At 67.5% G+C, this 26,018-nt stretch carries 28 protein-coding genes; 7 read left to right on the top strand and 21 right to left on the bottom strand.

Translation table 11 applies throughout. The features are described 5' to 3' along the window. Nucleotides 1-35: 35 nt before the first annotated feature. From AB0B64_RS38890 to AB0B64_RS38880, 3 genes are all read right to left on the bottom strand, one after another. Complete coding sequence (locus AB0B64_RS38890; protein ID WP_358184105.1) at nucleotides 36-884, bottom strand: IclR family transcriptional regulator; 849 nt, start codon at nucleotides 882-884, stop codon at nucleotides 36-38. Nucleotides 885-1,089: 205 nt separating this feature from the next. Continuing rightward, the gene (locus AB0B64_RS38885; protein ID WP_357954339.1) at nucleotides 1,090-1,815 is read right to left on the bottom strand and encodes a universal stress protein; all 726 of its coding nucleotides are present in this window, start codon (nucleotides 1,813-1,815) and stop codon (nucleotides 1,090-1,092) included. Next, nucleotides 1,812-4,760: an HAD-IC family P-type ATPase gene (locus AB0B64_RS38880; RefSeq protein WP_358184102.1), complete on the bottom strand. Its 2,949-nt coding sequence runs from the start codon at nucleotides 4,758-4,760 to the stop codon at nucleotides 1,812-1,814. The genes AB0B64_RS38885 and AB0B64_RS38880 overlap by 4 nt, the downstream gene beginning before the upstream one ends. A 330-nt stretch (nucleotides 4,761-5,090) precedes the next feature. On the opposite strand from AB0B64_RS38880, the gene AB0B64_RS38875 reads away from it, so the two are divergent. Further along, nucleotides 5,091-5,270: a hypothetical protein gene (locus AB0B64_RS38875; RefSeq protein WP_225296999.1), complete on the top strand. Its 180-nt coding sequence runs from the start codon at nucleotides 5,091-5,093 to the stop codon at nucleotides 5,268-5,270. Between the two features lie 139 nt (nucleotides 5,271-5,409). Here AB0B64_RS38875 and AB0B64_RS38870 read toward each other — a convergent pair whose 3' ends face one another. The 4 genes from AB0B64_RS38870 to AB0B64_RS38855 form a co-directional block, all read right to left on the bottom strand. Beyond that, nucleotides 5,410-5,556, bottom strand: coding sequence for a hypothetical protein (locus AB0B64_RS38870; RefSeq protein ID WP_357954343.1), 147 nt, complete (start codon nucleotides 5,554-5,556; stop codon nucleotides 5,410-5,412). Next, nucleotides 5,553-5,828: a hypothetical protein gene (locus AB0B64_RS38865; protein WP_357954345.1), complete on the bottom strand. Its 276-nt coding sequence runs from the start codon at nucleotides 5,826-5,828 to the stop codon at nucleotides 5,553-5,555. The genes AB0B64_RS38870 and AB0B64_RS38865 overlap by 4 nt, the downstream gene beginning before the upstream one ends. Nucleotides 5,829-6,706: 878 nt before the next feature. Beyond that, nucleotides 6,707-7,213 (bottom strand): hypothetical protein, encoded by a 507-nt coding sequence (locus AB0B64_RS38860; RefSeq protein ID WP_357954347.1) that lies wholly within the window; start codon nucleotides 7,211-7,213, stop codon nucleotides 6,707-6,709. 645 nt (nucleotides 7,214-7,858) lie between these two features. Next, complete coding sequence (locus AB0B64_RS38855; RefSeq protein ID WP_358184099.1) at nucleotides 7,859-8,335, bottom strand: DUF2505 family protein; 477 nt, start codon at nucleotides 8,333-8,335, stop codon at nucleotides 7,859-7,861. 223 nt (nucleotides 8,336-8,558) lie between these two features. On the opposite strand from AB0B64_RS38855, the gene AB0B64_RS38850 reads away from it, so the two are divergent. Further along, entirely contained in the window at nucleotides 8,559-9,131 is a 573-nt protein-coding gene (locus AB0B64_RS38850; RefSeq protein WP_357954351.1) for a hypothetical protein, read from the top strand. A 144-nt stretch (nucleotides 9,132-9,275) separates the two neighbouring features. Here AB0B64_RS38850 and AB0B64_RS38845 read toward each other — a convergent pair whose 3' ends face one another. The 7 genes from AB0B64_RS38845 to AB0B64_RS38815 all read right to left on the bottom strand — a co-directional run bounded on the left by AB0B64_RS38845 (nucleotide 9,276) and on the right by AB0B64_RS38815 (nucleotide 14,099). Next, on the bottom strand, nucleotides 9,276-9,488 hold the full coding sequence (locus tag AB0B64_RS38845; RefSeq protein ID WP_357954352.1) for a hypothetical protein: 213 nt from the start codon (nucleotides 9,486-9,488) through the stop codon (nucleotides 9,276-9,278). 76 nt (nucleotides 9,489-9,564) lie between these two features. Next, nucleotides 9,565-10,005 carry a hypothetical protein gene (locus AB0B64_RS38840; protein WP_358184096.1) on the bottom strand — a complete coding sequence of 147 codons (441 nt, stop codon included), beginning with the start codon at nucleotides 10,003-10,005 and terminating at the stop codon, nucleotides 9,565-9,567. A 6-nt stretch (nucleotides 10,006-10,011) separates the two neighbouring features. After that, nucleotides 10,012-10,356: a helix-turn-helix transcriptional regulator gene (locus AB0B64_RS38835; protein WP_357954356.1), complete on the bottom strand. Its 345-nt coding sequence runs from the start codon at nucleotides 10,354-10,356 to the stop codon at nucleotides 10,012-10,014. 275 nt (nucleotides 10,357-10,631) lie between these two features. Next, a complete protein-coding gene (locus AB0B64_RS38830; protein WP_357954358.1) occupies nucleotides 10,632-10,925 on the bottom strand; it encodes a hypothetical protein in 294 nt (97 codons plus the stop codon). A gap of 139 nt (nucleotides 10,926-11,064) precedes the next feature. Beyond that, nucleotides 11,065-11,415: a DUF1524 domain-containing protein gene (locus tag AB0B64_RS38825; protein WP_357954360.1), complete on the bottom strand. Its 351-nt coding sequence runs from the start codon at nucleotides 11,413-11,415 to the stop codon at nucleotides 11,065-11,067. 496 nt (nucleotides 11,416-11,911) lie between these two features. Continuing rightward, the gene (locus AB0B64_RS38820; RefSeq protein WP_357954362.1) at nucleotides 11,912-12,412 is read right to left on the bottom strand and encodes a hypothetical protein; all 501 of its coding nucleotides are present in this window, start codon (nucleotides 12,410-12,412) and stop codon (nucleotides 11,912-11,914) included. A gap of 469 nt (nucleotides 12,413-12,881) precedes the next feature. Next, a complete protein-coding gene (locus AB0B64_RS38815; RefSeq protein WP_357954364.1) occupies nucleotides 12,882-14,099 on the bottom strand; it encodes a hypothetical protein in 1,218 nt (405 codons plus the stop codon). 383 nt (nucleotides 14,100-14,482) lie between these two features. Between AB0B64_RS38815 and AB0B64_RS38810 the strand changes: the two genes are divergently transcribed. From AB0B64_RS38810 to AB0B64_RS38800, 3 genes are read left to right on the top strand one after another with little or no spacing between them, the layout of a single operon-like run. Beyond that, nucleotides 14,483-16,102 (top strand): tyrosine-type recombinase/integrase, encoded by a 1,620-nt coding sequence (locus AB0B64_RS38810; RefSeq protein ID WP_357954366.1) that lies wholly within the window; start codon nucleotides 14,483-14,485, stop codon nucleotides 16,100-16,102. After that, a complete protein-coding gene (locus tag AB0B64_RS38805; protein WP_357954368.1) occupies nucleotides 16,099-16,509 on the top strand; it encodes a hypothetical protein in 411 nt (136 codons plus the stop codon). Before AB0B64_RS38810 ends, AB0B64_RS38805 begins: the two co-directional genes overlap by 4 nt. Before the next feature lie 13 nt (nucleotides 16,510-16,522). Further along, nucleotides 16,523-17,938, top strand: coding sequence for a pentapeptide repeat-containing protein (locus AB0B64_RS38800; protein ID WP_358184093.1), 1,416 nt, complete (start codon nucleotides 16,523-16,525; stop codon nucleotides 17,936-17,938). A 67-nt stretch (nucleotides 17,939-18,005) separates the two neighbouring features. On the opposite strand, the gene AB0B64_RS38795 is transcribed toward AB0B64_RS38800, so the two are convergent. The 5 genes from AB0B64_RS38795 to AB0B64_RS38775 form a co-directional block, all read right to left on the bottom strand. Continuing rightward, nucleotides 18,006-18,176: a hypothetical protein gene (locus AB0B64_RS38795; protein WP_357954371.1), complete on the bottom strand. Its 171-nt coding sequence runs from the start codon at nucleotides 18,174-18,176 to the stop codon at nucleotides 18,006-18,008. Between the two features lie 185 nt (nucleotides 18,177-18,361). Further along, nucleotides 18,362-19,033 (bottom strand): 3'-5' exonuclease, encoded by a 672-nt coding sequence (locus tag AB0B64_RS38790; protein WP_357954373.1) that lies wholly within the window; start codon nucleotides 19,031-19,033, stop codon nucleotides 18,362-18,364. 81 nt (nucleotides 19,034-19,114) lie between these two features. Continuing rightward, on the bottom strand, nucleotides 19,115-19,705 hold the full coding sequence (locus AB0B64_RS38785) for a hypothetical protein (protein WP_358184090.1): 591 nt from the start codon (nucleotides 19,703-19,705) through the stop codon (nucleotides 19,115-19,117). A gap of 161 nt (nucleotides 19,706-19,866) precedes the next feature. Continuing rightward, nucleotides 19,867-22,284: an FxSxx-COOH system tetratricopeptide repeat protein gene (fxsT, locus tag AB0B64_RS38780; protein ID WP_357954377.1), complete on the bottom strand. Its 2,418-nt coding sequence runs from the start codon at nucleotides 22,282-22,284 to the stop codon at nucleotides 19,867-19,869. A 52-nt stretch (nucleotides 22,285-22,336) separates the two neighbouring features. Then, nucleotides 22,337-23,077 carry a MucR family transcriptional regulator gene (locus tag AB0B64_RS38775; protein WP_357954379.1) on the bottom strand — a complete coding sequence of 247 codons (741 nt, stop codon included), beginning with the start codon at nucleotides 23,075-23,077 and terminating at the stop codon, nucleotides 22,337-22,339. Nucleotides 23,078-23,510: 433 nt separating this feature from the next. Here AB0B64_RS38775 and AB0B64_RS38770 point away from each other — a divergent pair, with 433 nt between their 5' ends. Beyond that, on the top strand, nucleotides 23,511-24,296 hold the full coding sequence (locus AB0B64_RS38770) for a hypothetical protein (RefSeq protein WP_357954381.1): 786 nt from the start codon (nucleotides 23,511-23,513) through the stop codon (nucleotides 24,294-24,296). Continuing rightward, nucleotides 24,293-24,859 carry a hypothetical protein gene (locus AB0B64_RS38765; RefSeq protein ID WP_357954383.1) on the top strand — a complete coding sequence of 189 codons (567 nt, stop codon included), beginning with the start codon at nucleotides 24,293-24,295 and terminating at the stop codon, nucleotides 24,857-24,859. Before AB0B64_RS38770 ends, AB0B64_RS38765 begins: the two co-directional genes overlap by 4 nt. A gap of 209 nt (nucleotides 24,860-25,068) precedes the next feature. Here the strand turns inward: AB0B64_RS38765 and AB0B64_RS38760 are convergent, their stop codons facing one another. Continuing rightward, nucleotides 25,069-25,443, bottom strand: a complete 375-nt coding sequence (locus AB0B64_RS38760; RefSeq protein WP_357954385.1) for a hypothetical protein — start codon at nucleotides 25,441-25,443, stop codon at nucleotides 25,069-25,071. A gap of 19 nt (nucleotides 25,444-25,462) precedes the next feature. Continuing rightward, nucleotides 25,463-26,018 (bottom strand): tetratricopeptide repeat protein (locus AB0B64_RS38755; RefSeq protein ID WP_358184085.1); only part of this gene is annotated, 556 nt, incomplete at its 5' end.

Here is a 26,018-nt window from a genome sequence, read left to right as displayed (position 1 = left end):
GAGCCTGGCCGGTCGAGGGCGCTTCGTGGCCGGTGTCAGCTTCTGCCGCCGTCGGCGACCATGATCGACTTCGTGATGCGCCTGCTCACCATGCTCAACAGCCCCACGTACTTGTTGACGTCGGCGCGGAAGGTCGGCGCCGTCACCGACAGCGCCGCGACCACCGTTCCGGTGGCCCCGGTGAGCGGGATGGCCACGCTGAGGTAGCCGACGCGGGTCTGCTCCCGCTCGATGGCGTACCCGACCTTGCGCGCCTGCTGGATCTCCTGGGCGAGCAACTTGGGCGCGGTGATCGTACGGGGGGTCACGCGCGCCAGGGAGGTGGCCACGACGTCGCTGAAGAGCGCCCCAGGGCCGAAGGCGATCAGGGCCTTGCCGGTCGCCGTGCAGTGCAGCGGCATGCGTCCGGCGATGCGCGACGGCCTGGACACCTGGCCGTGACCGGACACCTTCTCCAGGTAGATCACTTCCAGCCCGTCCAGCACCGCCAGATGGATGGTCTCGCCCGTCGCCTGGTAGAGGTCCTCCATGAACGGCCGCGCCGCGTCACGCAGGATCCGCTGGCGCGGCACGCGCTGCCCGATCTCGAACAGGCGCATGCCCAGCCAGTACTCGGAGCCGCGCCGCTCCAACAGGCCCCATTGCAGCAGTTCCTGCGCCAGCCGGTGGACCGACGCCTTGGCGACGCCGGTGCGGCGGACGATCTCGGACAGGCCGAGGCTCTCGTCATCCGGGCCGAACGCCTCAAGGATCAGCCGCACTTTGCCCAGCACGCTGTTCGCCGACCCGTCGGGCTCGGCCGGGGAGGCGATCGCCACCGGCTGGGGTTCACCGTCGGCATCGGAGACGGGGAGGGGAGACGACGACGGGTAAATAAGGGACATTGGGTGATAATCAGGCCAATGTCCGGTTTCGTTCAACGGGACTGTTCCGGTGAGCGAAACAGCCCCGCGTGATTCTTCTCAGCGCCGATTTCGACGGTCTCGAACTAGCTGTCCCCCGCGCACTGCACCGGAATGGGCCACCATCGGACACACACATCACGCCCGCAGGTTGATCCCCCGGCTGATCGGCGCACAGGACATACCCTCAGTCCCGAGGGCCTTTGCCCATAGAGGTACCCACCACGGCGACCGGGCACGGAGCGTGCTGGAGGAGCGAGGCGATCATTCCGAGATGGTCAGCCCTCTTGCGACCGGCCACGATGAGCGCCGGCGTTTCACGCGCTTCCTGAACTCTGGAGGCGACGTTCGGATGGCTCTCCTGCCAGGTCTGAGGTTCGGCGGTGGTGACCAGGGCGAGCCGGCGCATGTCCGCCTCGCCGACGGCGAACTCCAGGACCGAGGCGGTCGGTTCCTTGTCGGCGACCACGATCGGCCCTGGATGCGCGGGGGCGGGCAGCGGGCCTGGTCCGCGTACGACGATCACCGGGCATTCGGCGTGCGCGGCGACGTATCGGGCCACCGAGCCCACGAGGGCCCCGGGCAACCCGTGCAGCCCTCGCGAGCCGACCACGACGAGGGCGGCGCCGCTGGACAGTTCGACGAGCCGCTGTGCCGCCGGGCCCTCGTGCAGGTCGGTCTCGATGCCGACGACCGAACTGGTCGCGCGGGCGCAGTCGGCACCGTGCCACAGTACGTGGTCGGCGGCCTTGCGCAGGTGGTTCTTGGTCTCCTCGTCGGCTTCGCCGTAGGGCCACTGCCAGGCGTGGGCGACGGTCAGCGGGAGTCTTCTGAGTTCGGCCTCGTCCAGCGCCCAGTCGAGGGCCTGCACGGAGAAGTCCGAGCCGTCGTAGCCGAGCACGATGTGGTTCATGGCAGTTGCCTCCTTACGGGCGGCGGTGCCGCCATAACAGATGCTGATCCGGTCGTCTCCGACGGAGAGCCCGCGTCCTCACGCGCGCGCTTTGCCTGCCACGCCTTGTGCGCGGTGTCGGCCAGGATCATGATGGGGATCGCCATCGCGGCCAGGGCCCATCCCGCGGCGGGTGGGAAGGCGCCGCCGAGCAGGTGCGAGACGGGCGGCAGGCCGAGGAAGGCCAGCAGCAGCACGGCTTCGACGGCGATCGCGCCGAGCAGCAGGGGGTTGGTGCGCAAGCGGATGCGCCCGATCCAGCGGGATTCGCTGCGGCAGGCGAAGGCGTTGGCGAACTGGCCGAGCACGACGGCGGCGAAGGCCGTCCCCGAGGCCGCGGCGAGCAGGCCGAGACTCGGGGCGGTGCCGAAGTGCCAGCCGCCGAGCAACAGGACACCGACGAACGCGCCCATTTCGGCCATGGCCTGGGCGGGCCCGAGCACGCCGAAGACGCGGATGAGTAGCCGCCGGTCGATGAGGTTTCCGGTGCGGGCGGGGCCGTGCATAGTGCGCGGGTTGGCCGGTTCGGCGCCCAGGGCGAGGGCGGGCAGCAGGTCGGTGCCGATGTCGAGGGCGAGCACCTGCAGCACGGTCAGGGCCAGCGGGATGGTGCCGCCGGACAGCGCCCAGATGGCGAACGGGGTGAGTTCGGCGACGTTGTCGGTCAGGTGGTAGGTGAGGAAGCGGCGCACGTTGGCGTAGGTGGCCCGGCCCAGCTCGACCGCGCCGACGATGGTGGCGAAGTGGTCGTCCAGCAGCACCAGGTCGGCGGCCTCACGGGCGACGTCGGTGCCCGACTTGCCCATGGCGATGCCGATGTCGGCCTCGCGCAGCGCCGGCGCGTCGTTGACGCCGTCACCGGTCATCGCCACCACGTGGCCGCGCCCGCGCAAGGCTCGGGCGATGCGCAGCTTGTCCTCGGGCGTCACGCGGGCGATCACCACGCCGTCGTGGTCGAGCAGCTCGCCCAGTGCGGCATCGTCGGCGGGCAGTTCGGCCCCGGTGACCACCAGCTCGTCCGGGCCGAGCAGCCCTACCTCGGCGGCGATGGCGCGGGCGGTGCGCGGATGGTCGCCGGTGACCATGGCCAGCTTGATCCCGGCGATGCGGCATTTCCCGATCGCCTCGGCCACATCCTCGCGTGGCGGGTCGTACAGCCCGACCAAACCGAGAAGTTCCAGCTCCGACTCCTCGGCCGTGCGGCCACGCGCGACGGCGAGCACCCGCAGACCGTGGTCGCTCATCCGGGCCAGCGCCTCATCGGCCCCGGGTACGACCCGGCACAGCGGCAGCACGGCATCCGGTGCGCCCTTCAGATGCAGCCCGCCGTCCACCAGGACGGAGGCGCGGCGCCGTACCGGATCGAACGGGAAGCGCCGGGTGACCTGCCCTTCCACGTCAGCACCAAGACGCAGCGCTTCGACGTGCAGGGCCACCTCCATCGGGTCGCCCACGGGCTTGCCGCCGCTGAGGCGGCCGGTGGAGCTCAGCACCGCCGTGCGCATGACCTCGGCCGGTGAGCTCGACGGCGCCCACACCTCGGCCACGGTCATCTCGTTGCGGGTCAGCGTGCCGGTCTTGTCGGTGCAGATGAACGTGGCCGAGCCGAGCGTCTCGACCGCTTCCAGGTGGCGTACCAGGGCGTTGCGGGCGGCCATCCGCTGGGCGGCGCGGGCCAGGGACAGTGTGACGGTGGGCAGCAGCCCTTCGGGTACCAGCGCGACCGTGACGCCGATGGCGAACAGGAATCCCTGTCCCGGGTCCATCCCCAGCAGCACAGCCAGCCCGAAGAACACGGTGCCGACCGCCACCGCGATCCCAGCGACGATCTTGACGATCTTGCCGAGCTGGACGGCCAGCGGGCTGGGCGGCCTGATCGCCTCCCGGGTGAGCTTGGCGATCGCGGCGAGCCGGGTACGCGCCCCAGTGGCCACCACGACGGCCTCGGCCTCCCCCTCGACCACGAACGTGCCCGCGTAGGCCGGGCCACCCTCCCGTGGCCGGGCGGGACGGCTCTCCCCGGTCAGCATGGATTCGTTGACGGCCAGCGCATGCACCTCGGCCAGCTCCAGGTCGGCTGAGATCCGATCCCCCGCCTCCAGCAGCACGACGTCCCCGACCACCAGATCAGCCGCGCCGATCAGCATGCGCCTGCCGTCCCGCCGGACCACCACGTTGGCCGGGATCAGCTCCCGCAACCGCTGCGTGGCCCGATCGGCACGGTACTCCTGGGCGAAGGCGAAGCCACCGTTGAGCACCACGACCACCGCGATCGCCACGGCCAGCTGCGGCATCCCGGCCAACACGGCCAGCGCGGCGGCGCCCCACAACAGCAGAGCGAAGAAATGCACCATTTCGCGCAGCAGCAACACCACAGGCGAGACGTGGCGAGCCACAGGCAGGGCGTTCGGGCCGGCGGCGGCCAGCCGCTCCGCCGCTTCGACGGCGCTGAGCCCGCAACGGGATTGCGACAGGATGGTCATGACCACCACTCTTGCCGCGGCCCCCTGCGTTGGGCAGGGACTTTCGGCACCAACCCACGGGCCGTCCGGCACTGCCTGTGAGGCCCGGCCGTACCCAGAAGCGGGCTGTGCTCGGACCCCGGCCGATGCCGCCTCATCTACGCCGGCCATTGGCCGGTCCGTCCGGGACTTCCTGCGAGACTTGCCGTCGGCCAGCCCCACACTGACCTCCAGGACGCCGCCGTTGTAGGTGGCCTTGACGTCATCCGTCTTGGCCGCGGCCGGCAGCGTCACCGATCGCGACAGCGACCCGTAGGAGAATTCCGATCGGTGCGCCTCGGAGACCTTGCGGGTCCTCTCTGCCCGGATGTGGAGTACGCCGTCACCCATGGTGACCTCGACGTCCTTGTCGGGGTCGATTCCGGGCAGCTCAGCGCGCAGCACGTACCGGCCGTCGGCGATGTAGTCCTCGACCCGGACGATCTGTCCGAACGGCAGGCGTGCCGCCTCGGCGTCGTTCAGCGCCCCAAAGGGCCTGCGTGATCACGTCCATGCCTCCACCTAGATGGCGACATTCGCCCCGGCGACCACTGTCGCCGTGGCGTCCATCCAAGTCGGCCTCATCACTGTCACCTCCTTTCCCCCGGGCATCCGCTCACCGGATCTGTGCGGCCAGTGTCTTTGGTCCTGCCACCCGGGGACGTTCGCCGCTGTCGCACAACGGCTGCGGGCGCCCACCATGTGCTTGTACCGTCTTATGGAGGTGAGCCGATCATGATCGGCGGACGCATGGTCATGGAGTCGTCGGCGCTCGACGTCGAACTGCTGTCGTTGAAGAGGCGGGTCGAGAAGCTGGAGGAGCTGGTCCGGACGCTGACCGCGGCAAACCTTACGCTCGTCCGGATCGTGGAGAACCTGCACCCCGCGTCAGCCGGCGTGGCTCCGAGCGACTGAGCGCACCGAGCCGACCCGAAGGCGCCATGCCGCCCGGCCGGTCGTCGTACCGTCCTCCTACGGCGAGTGCCGAGCGTTCGGCGCCGTGTGCACGGCACACGCTCTCACGTTTGCACGACGAGGAACTGTCCCCATCGTCCTACAGCTGTTGGCCACGGCGTAGCAGGCGCACCAGAGCGGCACCGGTGAGCGCCGCGACCGTGGCCGCCATGACCGCACCGCCGAGCACCCCTATGACGGCGATGAGCCAGCCCGGCTGACCCGGCTGCCACAACGGAGTGGTCACCGCCGTGAACGCGCCGAGCGCGACCAGCCACGCTCCCGCGGTCGCCGCCACCCACCGCCAGGCGCCTGGACGTGGCGCGCGAGCTGCTCGTCAAGCCAGTCGATGCCCTGCCAGGCGAGCAGGATCTTCGGGTACTGCGCCTGGAGTTCGTCGAACCACGCCTTCTCGGGCGGGGTGTGCTCCAGCGGAAGGATCAGCCTCCAGGCGATCGGCTTGTGCTGCGCGGCGGTGGCGAGTGACTTCTCGATCTGCCGCCTCGGGGAGGGGTCCACTGGATCACATGTCCTCCCCGGGAAACGATTCTGATCATCAACAGCGTCGAGGCTACGCCTCGTGCCGGCTTACGTCGTCTCGCTGATTCTCACCGGGGCGGCATACACCTTGCGCCATGAAAATGGCTCGTCTCACCTTCATGGCGTGGGACTGGTCGCCTTGCTTGCATCGGTACATGGTCGCTGTGTTGCAGCGTGCCGATCGAAGTACAGGCCAAGCCCCCCACCAGCACCTGCCCAGTCTCGGCCGCTACGTACGCCTGGGCGAAAAGACCTCCGGCCCGCATCACGGCCGAGCACGACCCAGCCCGCCGCCGACACACCCGCTGACCAGACCAACCCTCACCCGATGCCGCCACTGCAGATCGCGAGCTCGGCCAAAACACCGGGACAAGCCTTGGATGCAACTTGCCTTCAGCGCCAGCCAACGTGCCCTACGTGCCTGAAAAGATCATCTCGCTCTAACCTGCGAGAAGTGGCAAAGAACCCCAGATAACGATCGCCGAGGCGGACCGGCAGATCAGGGTTTCAGTCCACTCGACTCAAGCTTCCAAGCGAGCCGACATGACGTGAGGATTCGACACGCCCGCGCGGACCAGCACAGCCGACAGATCACGCGGACTGTCCACCAAGCGCAGGTCCAGACGTTGCCATCCGACACGAAACTGCGGATCCTACAAGTGAGCTTCTACCTGGCGTTCTCCTCCCGAACCCGGCCCCAGCCCCAAAGTGGGCCGGTCCGCGCAGGTCATTGGACTTCCGAGAAGATCATGTTCTCGGAAGCGGAACGGCCACAACTTCCGAGAACATGCACGGCTGAGAGGCGGCTTCCCCGACGGCGCGAGATCACCTCAATGCGGGAGTTGCTTTGGTTCGGCTCAGGTTGGGCTCACCCAGTGCGCCGTGACTGTGGTCCGTCCGTCGGAGTTGCTGTAGACGCCGGCGGTGCCGGTCTGCCCGATGCGGAAGGCGTGGAGCGTCACGGTGTCCCCGGCGGCGAAGGTTTCTATGACCGTCTGCCCGATGGTGTTCTGGGTTCCCGGGACGTTCGAGGTGTTGAGGCCGGACAGTGCCTCACTTGCGGGGATGAGCGCGCCGTTCTTGAACAGCGCTGTGGTGACCCACAGTCCCGTGTTCGCGGTTGGGTAGGTCGCTGTGCGGGCGTGATAGGAGATCTCCCACACGCCGGGAAAGGGGATCGTGAGCGCCGGGACCTCGGAGACCTTCTCGTAGACATTGTTGGCACCGGCGAGGGCGTGTAGGAAGGTGAGCGGGCCGGTCTGGACCCATTCCTGGCCCCCCGATTGGGAGGCCACGGTGGCCGTGGATGCGCGGGCTTTGCCGGAGACGTTCGGCGTTCCGCCGGCGTAGGCCGGTGCGGCCATGAGGGCCGTCAACAGTGCGCTGCCGACGGCCGTGTTTGACGACGGCGATTGACCGTATGGATCGAGTGTGGGTTCGTGTGGTTGCTGCCCGCATGGCGATCTCCGTATCTGTTCGCGGCGACAAGGCTGGTGCATGCCCGCCGGGTACCACATGTCACCGAATCGTTACCATGTGTTACCGAACATGTCGATCACCAGGCCCATGCGGTTCGGCAATGCCTACCGCTTGGGCCCGTCGTAGGGGTTGATCTCGGAGTAGCGGTCATCGGCCTCGGTCAGGTCGAACCCTTCCGCCCATTCCTCGGGCGTGGGCCAGTTGCCGGGCGGACCGGCCCGCAGGTGGTCGTACTCCCCGCGCGGCCCGGCCTCGCTGAAGGCGTGCAGCCACGGCTGGTCGTCGTCGTGACGGCGGACGAACTTGGCGTCGTAGACCAGGAAGTGAAACCACCCTGGCCGCTCTCATTGACGCGCTGCGGGAACTGGACCGGCTGGAGCCGGTCGACCGGGCCCCCGAATACGGCCCCTGATCGACGCGGCCAAGAGTGTGCTCACCGAGGTCCGGGCTTCGCCCAGTTTCCAGGAGGGCTTCGGGTGCAGGTGCCTGGCGCCCTCGGACCATGGCTCTGGCCTCACGGTCGAGGATGTCTAGGCTGCGGCCTGGCGGTTGCAGAAACCGGCGATCTGATCCCACTCCTCGCGCAGGTTCGTCTCGAAGGTGCTCTCCAGCAGGCCGCCGACCCCGAACACCTTTGCTTCCAGCTCGTAGTCCACGATGATGCGGCAGCCGTCGCCGCGTTCCTCCGCTCGCAGGGTGCCTTCTTCGCGGAGCTTGTCGGTGATGGTGCTCGGCGTGACCTTCCACTGGTACACGCGGGCGGACTTGTTGAACTGTCCGTCCTCGGTCTGGCGGAAGCCCGAGCCGAGGAGCTTTGCCACTGGCCCGGGCAGTGACATCTGCTTGGCGAACGTGGTGGTGCGGGTCAGCTGCCCGTCAGCATCAGCAAGGCTGATAGTGCTGTAGTCGACGTAGCCCAAATGCCCCTGGTACAGATCTTCTGCCCGGCTCCGGTCGAAGAACCAGCCGAAGAACGCAGCCGGCTCACCGTGGAGGTCGTGGCTCACTGTGAATTTCCCCATCCCGCTACTATATGCGTTCGACTGATTACACAAAGGCGGCTTGCTGGACATCGCCTCGTCGGCCGTCTTCAGGCGACACCCGGCCTTGGGGCCCTTCGACCTCGGTCTCGCCGCCCGGGCGACTGGAGGGCGATCCTGCAGAGGTGTCTCTTCGCCGAACCGGAGTGGAGATTACCTGCGACCACCTACCGTCACTTAAAGTCACAGAATGATCACACTTGGCAACATCACTCGCGAGGGAGACCCGCAGCGCCGGATGCGAGCGCTCGCAACGGTCCTGGCGGCCCTGGCGGTCGTCGCCGTCACGGCCGCCCCCACACCGGCCGCGGCACAACAGCGCGTACTCACCCGCGCCTGCGCCCCGAGCAGTGGTACGCAGACGATGGCATCCGAGGACACCTACACCAAGGCCAACGTAAATCTGTGCGTCAGCGTGGAGCAGCGCGACGACGGCACCAAGGTCATCAGGGCCGACCTCTCCGGCGACTACTTCTACTACTGGGGTGCGGCCTGGTACTCCGACTGCCCAACCTACTGCTACATGAAAGGCGCCTTCAAACTGCGCAAAGACGGCCGCGAGGTCGCCGCCGAGCCCTTCCATCGACGCTGGAGCGGCAGCAACCTCACCGTCACGCAGACCTTCGAGGCCGACAGCGGGCACCACGAGGTGCATTTCGAAGCACTCAAGTACGGCGGGTACTGGCGCGACGAACGCATCACGACCGCCTACGAGGGCGACCACATCTCCATGAACATCCACGTCGGGGTCGACGTCCCCTGAACGACGTCCGGCGCCGAGGCCCTCGGGCCTCAGCACCGGGCCCGGGACCACGGGCTACCCGTGGTCCCGGGGCATGTTTCAGAGGCCCAACGCCCGCACCAACGGCACTCGGGTGCACCTGTGGCAGTGCACGCCACAAGCAGGTCACGGCAAGAGCAACGCCGTGTGGCAGTTCACGAGCCCTCCGCTGACGATCGCGGAGGCCTGCTGGCCGAGGGTGCTCAGCGGCGACTGGAGCTGAAACTGGAAGTAGCCGCCATCACATGTCAGGTCGCCGGATGCCGCATGTGCCGGACCCGCCAGCACTGCGGTAGAGGCCACCAGCGCTGCACCAACCACCCATACGCCGATCCTCATCGCCCGTCTCCTTCCGCCGACCCCGAGCATCAATCTCTCACAGTGAACGTTCGTGCACGCAAGGTCAATATTGGTCTCAGCGGCAGAACCTGCTGCGGACGCTCGCCGCGACCAGACCGAGGGCGTAGCGCAGCGGTGTGCGGCTCTCGCGAAGATCGGCTTGCCATTCCTGCTGGCGAAAGCGGCGCGCCGGGCCGGCGATCAGGACGGCGATCTCACACAGTCCAAGGATGAGAACCTGGCGCGGCGGGTAGCGCCGCCACAGCGTGCGCGTGACGGCCAGAGGGCGTGGCGACCAGGGCTGGGCGTCGGCGTGGACCATGACCAGCGCCCCGACTGCCGCCGCGGTGCCGCCCGTCGCGGTGGCCACCTGGCCCAGAACGAACCAGAGCGTGGCGGAGGAGCTGAAGATCAGAACCACGGCGCCGGTGACCGACAAGGCGCCGCCCGAGCACAGCGCCGCGGCCGCCAGCTGGCGCTGACGACGCGTCTGGTCGACGAACGAATAGGAGTGCACTCATCCTCATTGGGGGGAGCCCGCCGAGCGCAGCCAGGCGGGACGAAGCAGGGCGCCACGGCGCGTGCTGCTGCGAGCCAGCGCCTCGGCGTACAACTGCCGCCCGGTGGAGGAGAAGGTGTACAACCGGCGGGCGGGCCTAGCGTGCGGAGTGTCCGCCTCCCACTGCCCGGTGATCCAGCCCGCCTGCTCGAGGCGTTCCAAGATCGGGTACACGGTGCCGGGGCCCAACTCGGTCTCGGCGCAGATCCGGTAGCCCCACGGCGGATCCTCCGCGTGGGCGGCCATTAATGCGCTGAGCACGAGCCGTACCGGCGTGGTGAGCCGTACCGGGCGAGTGGGCGTGGTCACACCGGGTCGCCTCCTTGTCGTCGGGGACCCTATATCGACAACGATAGTCACCTAGCGTCACGATGCGCAACTCACGGTGTGCAGTCGGGAGGGCTGCTTCCGGCAGCTGCCCAAACGGCACCTGGGCAGCCCGGTAGCAGGTGGCAGGTAGCAGGCCGATGGCCGTCTCATGCCGGAAAGCCCCAGGGCGTTCGCTCGGGGGCCCGTTTTCATTGATCCACCCACGAAGGCCCGCAGCCCATCCGGGCTGCGGGCGCCGTAGCAGCGCAAGGGAGTCAGTACCGCAGGTGCGCGGCGGTCACTCCGCCGTCCGCGCCCGCGCAGGCGGCCCGTAGCGCCGCCTGATGCACCTGCTCGGCGGAACGGCCGGCCAGTGCGACGGGGCTTCCGGTGAGGGTGTACCACTCCTCGGCTCCGGTGTACTGCACCTGCACCCGGACCGCCTGGGCGTCGTCGACGGCGGCTTCGGTGCGGATAGTGAGGTCACCGGTCACCACCCCGACCTCCTGGGTCATGACGCCGCCGGACCCGGCGGTGACCTGGTCTTCGTAAGAGGTGTTATCGGCCACGGCGAGCGCCGTCGGCCGGGCAGGTGTCCAGCATCCCAGCCAGGGCGGTCTTCTCCTCGGCCGTCACGGCCAGCGCGTAGCGCTGTTTGATGTCCACCCAGGCCCGGGAGTAGGTGCACCAGTAGCTGCGCAGCGTGGGCTACCACTGCGCGGGGTTCTGATCACCCTTGGCCCGGTTGCTCGCCGCGCTGACCGCGATGAGCTGCGGGTTTTGCAGGTCGTTCGCGAAGGCCTTGCGCTGGGGGGTGGTCCAGGTGTCGGCTCCGCTGCGCCAGGCGTTCGCCAGGGGCACGACGTGGTCGATGTCGACCTGGGAGGCGGCGGTGAGAGTACGGCCGTCGTACTCGGAATACCAGCTGCCGGCCGTCGCGCGGCACTGCTCGTCGCGCTCGACGCCCTGGCCGTCGCGGGCCAGCACGACCTCGCGTGAGTCGCACGCCTCTCCTTGGCCGCTCCAGTGCGGGAACTTGGCGCGGCTGTAGCCAGTCATTGGTCGCGGCTCTGCCACCAGCAGGACATCCAGTGCCGTCCGGGCGTCCGCCGCGGTGATGGGGGTCGGCAGCCCGGCCGGATGCGCGGGGACCAGAGCGCTGCGGGCAGCGGCGCCGGCGGGGTGGCGAGGACGGCCAGAGCGAGGGGCAGGGTGAAGACAGCGGCGGTGCGCCGCATTCAGGTAGACATGGATCACAGCTATCAGAGATCGTCGCTCTACGTGCAAGATCCATGACTTTGAGTGTCCGTAGAGGATTTTGGGACGAGTTTCGCGACGATCGCGGGAGTGGCGTGATCGCCTGAGCTGGAGAAGCGCGAAGAAGCCCCGGACAGGTTGAACCCGTCCCGTAAACGGGTCGAGCTCCGCAGAGGTCGCGGTCCGCTGCTTGGTACCGTGATTACGGCCCGATCTGTGTGATCAGGACAATGAGTTGCGGCAAGCCGTAGGCAACCGCCATGTTGCTGCGACGGTCTGGCTATTCTGCCCTAGCAACCTAAGGAGACTCGATCGCGGGACGATGGATCTGCCGCGCGAATGATGCCAGGGGCAGTACCAGGCAAGTCCGGGCAGCCTGCTGGAATATGTCCAACGCCGAGGTGTAGGCATCCAGGCCTAGCTGCCATTCCTCCGTCGAGCCGTTAATGGCCTCTCGCGCTATCCACTCCAGCCGCCAAACAGCCTTGTTAAGAATGTCGGCGGCATCTATGCAGTCCTGGCTGGCGAGCATGACCAGACGTTCGTACGCAGCTGTGCGAGTGCTCTCAAATCGATCCATCGCGGCGAGTCCGGCTTCGCGGTCGACCGGGCAGGCGATCTTATCCCAACCACGCCCCTGAGTGAGCTGGCCGGCCACCCGGGCCATCTGGGTGACCGCACCGATATAGTCCGCAAACGCTTCATATCTGCGAACATCCCAGCGGATGAGCATCTCTCTTTGGTTGCGCGCCTTCTCAGCACGCGATGTGAAGACGAAGGACACGCTTGCGCCGATCAAGACTCCTGCCAGAGTCAATATCTGAGCCCACACGCGCTGGCCCCCTTAATGATGGCGTGACGACAGTGTGGGCTCATCCCCTCAGGCCTGCAAGGCGCGCGCCTTTTTATCCTTATATGCGCCCTTTATTCCCGTTTCGTCGCCCTCAAGGTGATCTCGGCGGTGCCTGCAGCACCGGTGCCAGACGCCATCACCACCCAAAACATGACATTTTCGTGATCAAACGAGGATTGCCAGATTTGTATGCCTACTTTTACGCATTGCGCTCTGGTGTGGGCAAGCATTGCGAATACAGGAAACCCTGGGAATGCTGACCGAAATCGGCATCGAGCACTCCAGCGGCGATCGAGCTGCTCCTACGCGACCTCTAGCCGAGACGACGGCACCTGCCGAGACCCACCGGCCAGCTCACGAGCAGGCCGAGATGCCCGAGAGGCGGCGACAAGCGGCAGGGCACACGACCAATGACTCAACGCCGGCCTCGGTTGACCTCGCTGTCCACCACCTGCGCGACAGCCTGCGCCACGTCGTCCTGGGTGCGGTGAAGCCCGACGAACTGGGCGTAACGAACCAGGGCCGGAGCCATCGCATCACGACGCTCGGCGAAGGCCCTCATCTCCTGGCGCATCTCGGCGGAGACGGTAAGCTCACCGAGCAACTCCGCACCCTGCTCGGCGCTTTCGAACCGGAACTCTGGCCGGGCGCTGAAAGAGCTATCGTAGGCAGTGGACATGAGCACCGGCGTGCCAGCGCTGTTAGCGATCGCACGTCCTTGACCGTACGACTCGGCGTCCCGGGATTCCGGCTGGTTCTCCAGCCGTACTGGACTGACGCAGACATCCATCGCACCGTACAGCTCAGTAGCTTGGGCGCCGGTCAACTCGCCATGGATGCGCACGCAACCGGCGAGATCGTTTCGCGCCACGAAGGCGCGCATCTGATTCAGGTAAGGCTCCTCGGCGGAGTCCGACCGGCTCGGCAACTGCCACCCAGGCCCGCCGGCGAGCAGCAGATCGTGAGTGCGCCACAGCCCCGAGTCGAGGAAGATCTGGAGTGTGGTCAGCATGGCCTTGTTCGCATGGAAGTAGTCAATTTGACCAACCAGGGGACGCTCAGCGCGGAGGTGCAGGCCGGCATATGCGGGGTCACTGGATAGTCGGTTTCGCGTCAGCACGGGGTCTGCAGAGAATGGCACCGCATCAACCGGAATGCCGTCTGTCACGACCTCCATACGCTGCGCCAACGCGCCGAAAGAAGAGCGCTGAGCCTCACAGAGGCAGAAGAGCGTGACATCGGCGGCGGCGAGCAATGGCATTGTGTCGACGTTGTCAACCGGACCATTGTGCAGGACTGCTGCCGCCCGGGAATCGGCCGCTCGGGCGGCGGTCAACGTCTCCCGCAGGACCGGAAAGCTAGGGCCCAGCATCAGGACCGCATCCGCCCGTTCCACCTCGACAACTCGTCGCACATGATCACCGAAGCGGTCGAGCAGCGCCGTCGTGTCCTCGGCGTAGACCTGGGGCGTCCGATCCGGCCGACACCAGGACGGAACCGGCGACAATCCGCGCGTGGTGACAGAGGAGCCGAAGTCACTGTCGGCGGAGGCAATGGGCACCACGTCACAGCCGAGCGCTGTCAACATCCGCACCAACCGCCAGGCGACCCTTTCGACGCCGCCGTATCGCATTTCCGCAGGATTTTCGCATGCGACCGCGGGTGGAGCCACCACGATGACTTTCGCTGTACTCACCATGCTCCTCGGGAGAAGGCCACCGTATTACACAAAGATGGACAATGCTGGCCCCGCGCCGGGGCATGACGGCTCTTCGAACTTGATCGGGGTTGAGGCCTGACCGTTCGTGCTCGCGTGGCTGGGGTGCGGTCGGCTCTTGAGGGAGCTCGCGGCTTCCGTCGATCATTTCTGTTGTCGACGCAGAAGATCACGACAGAGAAGCCGCGAGCATGGTCAACGATACGACCCGATTACTGGGCTTGGATGGCCTGGCCGTCGCCGAGGTCATCGCAAGAGATGAACACGCTGGTCAGGGGCCAATCGTATGGTTGGCGACGATGGATGAACGGGCGAGGGTGTGCCCCGGCTGCGGGGTGCGGGCCACCCGGGTGAAGGAGTGGGTGACCACTCGGCCGCGGGATCTGCCGGTTGCCGGGCGTCGCTGTGAGCTGCTGTGGCGCAAGAGGCGCTGGATCTGTTCGACGGCGGTGTGCCCGCGCAAGACGTTCACCGAGCAGGTAACGATCGGCGAGACTCTCGCTCCCCGCTTGAACGCGATCGACTCCCTGACCTGCGTTCGAGCCTTCTACCTCGACATCGCTCAATGGGCCTTGGAAGACCCGGCTCGCTGGGGGCCCTGGGCCGCGCCCTGCCCGATCAGTTCGGCGGAGATCTCTCAGAAGAAGCAGCTCTCCCGCCGCAAGGCCCGCATGGATCAGCGCACTCGAGAACGGCTCCCGACCCTGCCGGACCTGGTCCGCGCCGCTGAGCAGCACCTCCGGAATGCTCAAGCACGGCTGGCCGCTCTGCGGCAGGCCCGCCCAAGCGAGGCCTTCACGGTCTTGGGCGAGACCTTCACCAAGGCCCGCGGCCACCACTTAGGCCGCCGCGACTCCCTGACCTCCTTCGACTCGACCGGGCGCCGCCGCGAGCTGGCCAGGGAGGAGAACCGAGCGTTTTGGGGCTGGGCCACGATCGAGATCCTTCGGCACACCGGTATCCGGATTGAGGAACTCCGCGAGCTCAGCCACCACAGCATCACCCAATACCGACTCCCCAACACCGGCGAACTGATCCCGCTCCTGCACATCGCGCCCTCCAAGACCGACGAAGAACGCCTGCTGGTCGTCAGCCCCGAACTCGCCGATGTTCTGAGCACGATCGTCTGTCGCATCCGCGGCGAAGACGGGGTGATCCCCCTGGTCTCCTCCTGGGACACCTCCGAAAAACTCCGGAACCCGCCCCTGCCGCTGCTGCTCCAGTGGACCAGCGGCGGCCAGATCCGAGAGATCTCGCCCGGCACCATCCGCCGGGCCTTGAACGAGATCCTGCTCTTCACCGACCTGACCGATGCCTCCGGCCGACCGCTCACCTACTCACCCCACGACTTCCGCAGGCTGTTCACGACCGAAGCCATCGTCAACGGGATGCCACCCCACATCGCCCAGCTCCTGCTCGGACATAAAGACATCAACACGACCATGGGTTACAAGGCGATCTATCCCGAGGAAGCGATCAACGGCCATCGCGCTTTCATCGCCCGCCGCCGCTCGCTGCGACCTGGCATCGAATACCGCACCCCGACCGACGAGGAATGGGATGAGTTCCTCGGGCACTTCGAACGCCGCAAGGTCGCGCTGGGCGACTGCGGTCGCGCCTATGGGGCCAGTTGCCAGCACGAACACTCCTGCGTCAGATGCCCACTTTTGAGAATTTCGGCGGATCAGCGGCCGCGTTTGGAGGAGATCCGCGCCAACTTGATCGCCCGCATCGCCGAAGCTGAACGTGAGGGCTGGCTCGGCGAGGCCGAAGGTCTGCGGGTCAGCCTGGCCGCGGCCGAAGGCAAGCTCGCCCAGCTCGACGAGCGGGCCCGCCGCGCGACCACCATCAACCTGGGCATGCCGGCCTTCCCGGACATCGCCGGCCGCACCGCCGTACTCCCGAAGAGGACCACATGACCCCGCCCATCGAGCTGGCTGCCGCATTGCGACACCAAGCCCAAGGAGTCCACTGCCTCCAAGCCGCCGCCGAGTTGCTCATCGCGCAGACCTGGCTGCAGCGCAGCGACTTCACCGGCCGGTTCGTGACCCTCGAGCACGGCCTGTTCGACGGCCTGCCGATGGCCACCGTCGACTGGACTGCCGCCATCACCGCCCTCGATAACGGGACACTGCCCTGCTCTGCAGGCGAGCAACGCATGCTGCGCATCATCGCGAGTCTGGCCGACGGCGTCCCGGTCGACCTTCGACAGACGGTGACTGGAATCGATCAGCACAAGGTCGATCTGCTGGTTATCGCCATACGCCGCGCGGTCGGCCAGCGCCGCATCGCCCTGTTGCCGGAAAGCCGTGGCCGCGATACCTGAAATGGGCCACGGTATGGACGTGAAGCCTGCCTCGATTGTGGTCCTCGTGGTTGGACTGGTGCTAGCCGCGGCGATCGGCTGGATGCTTGGCCCCGGCGCGTCCTGGTGGCTGGGGCACGTTGACGGCGTGACCGGCCTGACCGGCGAGAAGCTCGCCTCCGCGGTCGACGCGGTCCGCGGCCGCACCCTGGCGTTCGCCACCGGCCTGGCCGCCCTCGGCGCGGTCTACTACACCGCGCGCAACGCCGACACCGCCCGACGCACCTTCCAGCTCGGCGAGCGCGGTCATGACACCGACCGCTTCGGCAAGGCAGCCGAGCAGCTTGGCCACGATCAGGCTCCGGTCCGGCTGGCTGGCCTCTATGCGTTGGAACAGCTTGCCCAGAACAACCCTGCAATGCGGCAGACCATCGTGGATGTGATCTGCGCCTACCTACGCATGCCCTACACGCCGCCTCGGGACGGCAACCACGAGGATTTGGGCCCCGCGGTCCCGCGCGCGGCCATCGGTGGGATAACCAAATTGGACAGCACCAAAGGCCGCGATCCGCACGAGGAACGCCAAGTCCGGCTCACCGCCCAGCGCATTCTGGCCGCCCATCTCCGCGATCCTGCTCCCGCGGCCCGCCGCTGGTGGCGACCCGCCACATCGCCTTCTGACGCCTTCTGGCCCGGCATCCGCCTGGACCTGACCGGAGCCACCCTCGTGGACCTTGACCTCAGCAGCTGCCGCATCGGGCCCGCTCTCTTCAACGGGGCGGTCTTCACAGACTTCACCACGTTCGAAGGAGCGACCTTCACAGACGCCGCTCAGTTCCCGGGGGCGGTCTTCGGCTTCACCACGTTCCAAGGAGCGACCTTCACTAATGCCTGGTTCGGCGGCGCGACCTTCAAAGGCAGCGCCTGGTTCAAAGGGGTGACCTTCACGAGTGACATCCAGTTCGTCCAGACGACCTTCATGAACGGCGCGAGATTCGACGGAGCGACCTTCACAGCTCCCGCCGCCATTGTCGCGGTGACCTTCAGGGGCTCTGCTCAGTTCGAGGGGGCGACCTTCATGAACGACGCCTGGTTCGAAGGAGCGACCTTTGCGAGTACGGCGGCGTTCAACGGGGCTGCCTTCAAGGGGGCAGCCAGTTTCAACGGGGCGACCTTCACCGGCGACGCGGGGTTCAACGGGGCGTCTTTCGCCGAGGAAGTCCGATTCCTCGGCGCCACCTTCACTGGCGAAACTACGTTCGACAAGGCGACTTTTGGCGGTATCGCCGAGTTCCCACGAGATGGCTGGGAACAGGCTGTCAACCTCGATGGGGCGTTAGTGACATCCTCGGCGATGGGCGCAAGGCACGTGTGGCCGCCCGGTTGGCAGGTGGAGCCAGAAGGGCGAAGTGGCGGAGTGCTGCGGCGAGATCCTTCATGCAACTCATAAACGAACAAACGGGCAGGCGGCGCCTACGCTCCATGCGCTAACAGGTCGCTTCTGACCAACTTCATGATCAATTTTTTAGTTCAGAGAAGGTGAAGGGCCAGCGTTCGAAGCCCTGCGACAGCAGGGCCACGCTGTCGAAGGCGCGGTCGCGGTCGAGGTGGGCGGTGTCGACGCCGTCCCAGGTGACCGACCCTTCCTCGGGCAGGTACAGGCCGGTGAGGAGTTTGGCGATCGCCACTTGGGAGCGCGCACTCCCAGGCTCGTCGCGACGCGGCCACGAGGAGCGCTTCCGCAATGATCACATCGACGCCTCGATCTCTTTGGATCCGATCGGGTTCCTGTTTTCGGCTCCATCGCCGGCGCGGGACGATCGCGCTATCGTCCGGGCTGGCCGCACCATGTCGAGTCCTTGGCGGACCGATGTCAGAACAGCTCGCTTTGCACCACTCGGGCTGCCTGGCGGCTGGGTTCGGGTTTGACGTACACCCCGCCGACGGCCTGCAGCTCTAGCAGAGTGCGCCAGCGGTCCGCCCGCACGCCCTCCACAGCCAGGCGAGTGAACACCTGCGCGGTCAGCTCGGCGTCGGGCAGGGCCCGGTGCCGGTCGGCCGGGATCGTCAGCCCCAGGCGGCTGGCGACACGATCCAGAGTGTGCGAACCCAGCTCGGGCAGCACGACGCGGGCCATCCGCACCGTGCAGATCAGCGGGATCGCGGCCACGGTCGGGCAGTGCCGACGCTGGCCGCCGATCAGCGTGGCCTCGGTATGCGCCGAGTGGGCAACCAGCCGGTACGGTGGCGCGACGAAGCAGGCATCCAGCGCGCACATCACCTGGTCCGCGGGCGGCGCCGCCGCGAGCATCGCCGCGGTGATGCCGCTCTGGGCGGTGGTGAAAGCAGTGACGGGCACGTCGGCGGGCGGGCTCATCAGCGAGGTGAACCGGCCGCTCTCCACCCACGCGCCGTCGCCGGTCAGGCGACCGGCCACAACGGCGACCTCGATCGGAACCGGCGAGCGGCTTGCGGGGGTGAGCCCCTCGAAGTCGATGACCGCCCACGTGACGCCCACCAGATCGCTCATGCCCAGGCTGCGCACACTCCCGCTCCCCTCGTGCCCCGCCAGGAACACACCCCGTCATCCACCGTCTCTGACCATTCGGCGATTCCTCGACTCGACCTATTTATCGCTGCTGGAACCGGGACCCTGCCAAGAGAACCTGAACCCTGCCAAGCCCGACCGGAACAGCTGGTACGGCAGCGTCTTCGGACTCCTCGGCACAGGCACCAGGGTGTCTCCCGGCCAGAACGCGCCCTGACTGCTGGCCTGCTTCACCAGCGCAGCGAGCTCGTCCAGGTGCCGCTGACGGCCAGCTGGATCAACGGGTACTCCGCCGCCGAAGCGGACGCTGGTCATGGGGCCGTTGGCCAGCAGTGCGGCCATCACATCCGGCAGCCCAAGCGGCATCGCATCACAGCGGCCGGCCCGCGTGAGTCCCACCAGGTGTTCGACGACCTGCTCCCAGTCGCCGATCTGTGCCCAGCTCCGGCCACCGTCCAGCTCGAACGTCAAGGTCGACAGCGGCACGACGCAGCCCGGCCGGCGATCGGAGAATTCGGTCAGGCAGCGGTAGATGAGCGCGCCGTCCGGCTGCGGCAGAGCCGAATGCAGCAGGGTACGGGCATGCACGATCGAGGCGTTGATCGCCACTGGATGCTGCGGCGAATGGTAGGGCTCATGCAAGGCGAGAAAGTAGACGTCCGAAACCATCAGAAAAGCTCCCTCAGTCACGACGTGGCCACGCGAAGTCGCAAGCACCTTCTCACAGGCTCTACCGCAATCGGCGGCGAACAGCCGGCGCATCGGTGCGGAGCCTGTGGCCGGCCCGGGTGTGGATGAGAGAGCGGTTGGTGCGGCGGACGGCGCCTAATTTAGTCGCGGGCGGCGGTCGCGCCCCTCGCCTGCCCGGTCCAGTTGGCGAGGGCGTGTCGGTTGGCCAAGGTGTGGGGGTGGTCGGCGCCCAGGACTCGCTCGCGTACGGGGAGCAGGGCTGCGTACTGGTCGCGGGCGGCGACGGGGTCCCCCGCCTGCCCCGTCCAGCGGGCGAGGGCGTGTCGAACGGTCAGGGTTTCGGGATGTTCAGGGCCTTCAACGCGTTCGCAGATGGGGAGTAGGGCAGCGAGCTGATCGCGGGCAGCGGCCGCGTCCCCCGCCAGCCCGGTGAAGTAGGCGAGCTGGTGCCATGTGTCTAACGTGCGCGGGTGCTCGGCGCCCTGGACGCGTTGGCGGATGGGGAGCAGGGCGGCGTACTGGTCGCGGGCGGCGGCCGCGTCCCCCGCCCACCCGGTGAAATGGGCAAGATTGTGTCGGGTCCTCAGGGTGTCGGGGTGCTCGGCACCCTGGACGCGTTGGCGGATGGGGAGCAGGGCGGCGAGCTGATCGCGGGCGGCGGCCGCATCCCCTGCATCCCCTATCCAGTCGGCGTAGTCGTGTTGGGTCCTTAGGGTGTCGGGGTGCTCGGCACCCTGGACGCGTTGGCGGATGGGGAGCAGGGCGGCGAGCTGATCGCGGGCGGCGGCCGCGTCTCCCGCCAGCCCGGTGAAGATGGCGAGATGATGCGAGGTCTCCAAGGAGTGCGGGTGGTCAGCACCCTGGACACGTTGGCGGATGGGGAGCAGGGCGGCGAGCTGATCGCGGGCGGCGGCCGCATCCCCCGACTGCCCCGTCCACTCGGCGAGGTTGTGCCTGGTGGTCAGGGTGTCGGGGTGTTCGGCGCCAAGGTGCTCGGTGCGGTGGTCGCACAGCTGCCTGGCCAAAGTGCGAGCGGTCCGGGAGTCGCCGGCGGCGCCGAGATACGTGGAGATTTCGTGGAGGGCATCAGACCCGGGAGGCAGGACGGTGAGGCCGTGCGGCAGCAGGCGCCGGTAATCAGGCCAGGCGGCAGGTACGTAGGGTGTGCCGGGGAGGGCTTGCTCCAGGATGGTGTTGGCGACGGCAGACCAGGCGTTGCGCTGGCCGTCGGTGAGCCGATCGAGGGTGACGGCCTGGACCAGGCGGTGCATCGAGACCAGCCCGTCATGCGGTCGGCTGATCAAGCAGTAGCGGCGCAGCGCGGCCATCGCGGTGTTGACCTGCAGGCGTCCGGCGGGGAGCAGACTCAGCTGTTTCTTGGCGCCCTTGCCCTCACCGAGTCCGACGAGCGAGTCAACGGTGAGATCGTCAAGCAAACGGTGGTAAGGGATGTCCTCAGGCGCGTAGCAGGCCAGCAGCCGCAGCAGGGCGATCGCCTGCGGGTGGGTGCCGGTGAGCTGGTCGAAGGCGGCCTGCCAGGTGGAGGTGACCTTCTCGGCATAACCCCAGGGCTTGCCCTCGGCGAGCAGCGCCGGCCGGTGGCGGGTCAGCAGGTCGAGGTAGCCGCTGGGGTCGGTGCCGGTTTCGGCCATGTAGGCGCCAGCCTGCTCCAGCGCCAGTGGCAGGCCGCCGAGTTTGGCCGCCACGGCGGCCGCCGCCTGCGCATCCTCGCGACCACTGCGCTCCAGCAGGAAGGCGGTGGCCGGACCGGAGTCCAGAACGGCCAGCTCCAGGCCGTGCGGGTCCGGCCAGCTTCCCGACCGGCTGGTGATCAGGACATGCCCGGAGCCGGTGGGCGGCAGGAGGCCGTGGAGGGCGTCGGCGTCGGGCGCGTTGTCGAAGATCAGCAGCCATCGGCCAGGATGGGCGTTGAGTACAGCGTGCACCTGACGTACGGGATCAGCCTGGTCAGCCTGCTGCACGCCGAGGTGGGCGGCTAACTCGGCGAACGCGGCCGACAACATGGTGGGATCCTCGGCGGGCAGATGCCACGCCAGTTGGTATTCGTGCTGGTAGCGGTGGCTGTATTCGGCTACCAGGCTAGTCTTGCCGATGCCGCCCAGGCCATGGACCGCCACCCAGTAGGGCAACGTCGAGGCGTTGGTCAGGCGGTCGTGCAGGCTGGGCAGCGTCTCATCACGGCCGACCAGGTGCAGCGGGCGCGGCATCAGGTGGAACGGTCGAGCAGGCGTCCGTGGCGCTGTCATGTCCACTGGCTCCAGGGCCTTGCTCGGTTCCGGCGGTAAGGACGCGGGAGCGGAAGGCGGACGTCGTTGCAGCCATACCCCTAGCCCACCGAACAGCAGCCCGGCCACCATGCTGATCACGCTGGCGCGCTTGTCGAGAACGTCCAGCAGATCTGTGGGGAGGTTCAGCGGGTCAGCCAGGAAGAACCCGGCCACGCCGGCCAGCAGCGTCACCAGGGCCGCCGTCCAGGCCAGCGCCCGCGGCCAGCGCCGAGGCCGTGGCTCACCCGGCAGAGGAGGAGAGGCCGTCACTCCTCCAGCGTGAGGCTACAACCACGCCCAGCGCGCATACGTCGCAAACCCGTTATCGCCCGCCGAGCATGTCTCGCTGAGCGCCGACCCGGTGGCTGTTCCATTCACGAAGGACTCGTGCCGTGCTGTGAACCGCCTTCGTCACAGCCTTCATGGTCCCGGCCTGGGCCAGCGCGGTCTCAAGGTCTGGCCAGTCCCGCCGGGCGAAGGCCGCAGCACGCCGGGGCCGGAGCCGTCCACCGGCTGTCTTCCACCCCTGTCCGAGAATCTTGGTTGGCCAGCAGGCCACCGTGCCCGGGTACCGGCCGACGAGCTCGGCCAGCGCGTACACGCTCACGTCCTTCGTCTGCCGGATCAGCTCATCCCAATCGTGGTATCCGAGCTCCACGGCCTTGCGGCACAGGACGTCGCGGGCATTCTGGTGCGCCTGCGTCCGCCCCTTCACGAAACCGGCCTGGTGCGCTGTCCGCACACCAGGCCGGGGCGCCGTCTCGGTATGACGATTGCCGGTCCGGGTTGCTCGTCTGCGCGTGGCCGGATCTTGCTCCTCCATCGAGATCAGCACGCCCGCGTTCAGCCGTTCCTTGGCCTGCTCGCGCCACAGCTCGCTCAGGTCGGAGGAGGCGAGCGGCAGCGTCACGGGCAGGCCGTACTTCTCCCGGTACTGGTCAGCGGTCATGCCTTCACCCTGGTTGAGGTGCACGGCCAGCGACCGACACCAGCGCCCGCACTCGAGGCATTGCAGTCGGCCACCGCGGCTGGGCTGCACACCGGGCGTAGTGAGGGAAGGCATCAGGCGGTGGCGGGCCGAAGGTGGTCCCGGACGGCGTCGGCCGCCGTCTCGGTGATCGTGGTCTCGTACTGGTCGGTAGCGACGACGACAGCGTGGTGTATGGGCTGGCGTTCGGCCCGGACGGCCGCACCCCGGCCAGCCCGTGCGCCGGTATCGACCTCTGCCGCCATCGCGTGATCGGCCCAAACGCCTGGCCACGCTATCGATGCAACATGCCTTCAAGATCGGTCAACGTGCCTTACGTGCCTGAAAAGATCATCTGAGCTCTGACCTGCGAGAAGAGGCCAAGAACCCAAGATAACGATCGAACCGGCTCGACCGGCGGCTCCCGATCGCCGACGACACCGCCAAGCTCATCCTCGATCAGCAAGCAGTTGTCCGCGCTGCCTTCCCTGACACCTCGCCTAAAGAGCTGGCGCTGTTTCCCGGTACCTTGCGCAACCCCGACGGGAAGCGCTCGCTTCGCGCCACGTCACTGAGCAACTTCCACCGCGAGTGGGTCGACACCATGCCGCCTTTCCAACTCAGCGACGGAGGTATCTTCCCGCAGGAGGACGTCGTGGCGGCCGTCTACCGCCACACCTACGCCCAGCGGCATGCAGACGCCGGCACTCCGATCGACGTGCTGCGCGAGCTCATGGGCCACAAGAGCACGATCTCCACCCAGGTCTACTACCGCATCACCGAGAAACGCAGCCGAGAAGCCGTCGAGCAGGTCGCCACCCATCAATTCGACGGTGCCGGCAACCGCATCTGGCGACAGACCGCGCAGGTTCTCGACAGCGAACGCGCCCGGATGCGCGTCGGCCAGATCTCGGTCCCCTACGGGATCTGTGTGGAACCCGCCAACGTCCAGGCCGGAGGGGGCGCCTGCCCCTTCCGGTTCCGCTGCCTGGGCTGCGGGCACTTCCGCACCGACGCCTCTTACCTTCCCGAGCTCCGCACTTACCTTGACCGGCTGCTCGCCGATCGCGAGCGGGTCCTGGCCGCCACCGAGCTCACTGATTGGGCGCGTACCGAAGCCGCCCCGAGCGAGGAGGAGATCACCGCGATGCGCGTACTCATCCGCCGCGTCGAGAAACACATGGACGAGCTCACCGATGACGAGCGCGCCCAGATCGCCGAAGCGGTCAGGGTCGTGCGTTCCACCCGCCGCACCGTCCACCTCGGCATGCCTGCCATCCCTACCGACACCCGACACGTCACCATGCGCCCATGACCTCCACCGACGACACCCTGAACCCGCTGGTCAAGGCCCGGCACCGCGACACCCAGACACGCAAGCAACGTGTCCGGCAGGCACTCCAAATCCTCCATGAGGCCGGGGCCGACATCACCATCTCCTCCGTCGCCCGCGCCGCCGGTGTCCATCGCAGCTTCATCCACCGCCACTCCGAACTCCACGCGGCCGTCCTGAACACTGCCGCCGCCATACCTCCGGCACGACCAGCCCCTGCGGTCAGCGCAGCCTCCCTGCAGGCCGACCTGCTCAACGCGCGTCAGCACAGTGACCGTCTACGCCTGCGCGTCATCACCCTGGAAAGCCGCCTCTCCAAGACCCTCGGACAGTCGGTGGCCCAGGATGTCGGGCTTCAGCCGAACGAGGATCTGCATGTCCTCCGCAGCCGGGTCGCCGAACTCGAAGCACTCATCCAAAACCTGCGTAGTCAGATCTGCGACCTCACCGACGATCTCGACGCAGCTCGCGCGACCAATCGAGAACTGATGACACAGCTCAACATCACTCACGCGGCGAGCATCGCAGAAGTTCGCCTACGGTGAGCAAGATCAACGGCGAGGGTTAGCGTCCACGGGACCATTCATTGGAGCGTTTCGCGTGCCTACCCCGTTTGCACTCACCGGTGAAACGGTGTTCGCCCTCGACCTGGTCGGCCGCGTGCGGTGTCTCACGGATGGTCGCCTATGAAACAGCAAGACAGACGCGGCGCCGGTCGTGGTGATCTTCAGGTCATCGAGGGTGGCAGCCCGGTCTACTGCGGGGCGTGCGGGGGCTCGGGCTGGGCGCTGAGGATGGTGAGTGTTTCCTGGACGGTGATGGCGATGACCTCGTCATCGTGAACGCTCATCGTGCGGGTACGCCGCAGCTCGGTACGGACGGTCCGGGTGACGACGTCCGCGGCCGGGGTGCTGGTCTTCTGCTTCAGGTCGGTGTAGACGGTCCAGGCGAGTGCGGCCACGCTGACGATGAGCGAGCTCAGGGAGATGGGATCGAGGTACTGGTCGGGCCGGCGGCTGGCGTCGCGAGTGTGGAGGGCGGCTTCGACGTCGGTGACGAGGCCAGGCCCGTACTGGGCGGTGAGGCGATGGGCGGCGGCTCGCGCGCCTTCGGCGGCAGGGTCGGTCATGGTTGGCTCCTGAGATCGGTCATGTGTCGGGAGCGAGGACATAGTCCCGCACGGCGGAGGGAAGCGGCCGGCCGGTGATCTTCTCCCAGCTGGCTTCAAGCGCGGGCAGGCCGGCTTCAGCGGTCAGGCGCTTGAGGTCGCGCGGTCCTGGGCCGGTGGCGGGATGGGGAAACTCCTCAAACACCGCCACACACCGGATCATCCAATGCAACGCCTGACCGAGCTGGTTCCGGGATTCGGCGAGAAGACCGAGCTGGTGGTAGCTGTTGGCTATGCCGGGCCGGTTACCGAGTTCCTCCTTGATGGTCAGGGATCGGTGGTACCAAGCGTCGGCCTCATCGAGCAGCCCTCGATCCTGCGCGACCATGCCGAGCTGGTGGTAGCTGGTGGCCATGCCGGGCCGGATGCCGAGCTCCTCTTTGATGGTCAGAGACTTGTGGTACCAGTCCTCGGCCTCATCCAGCAGCCCCCGCTCCTGCGCGACCACGCCAAGCTGGTGGTAGCTGGTGGCCATGCCGGGCCGGTTACCGAGCTCCTCTTCGATGGTCAGAGACTTGTGGTACCAGTCCTCGGCC

The sequence above is a fragment of the Nonomuraea sp. NPDC049129 genome, assembly GCF_040648495.1.
Taxonomy (GTDB): domain Bacteria; phylum Actinomycetota; class Actinomycetes; order Streptosporangiales; family Streptosporangiaceae; genus Nonomuraea.
Note: the sequence above shows the minus strand (reverse complement) of the source record. Positions and strands in the feature narration are given on the sequence as shown.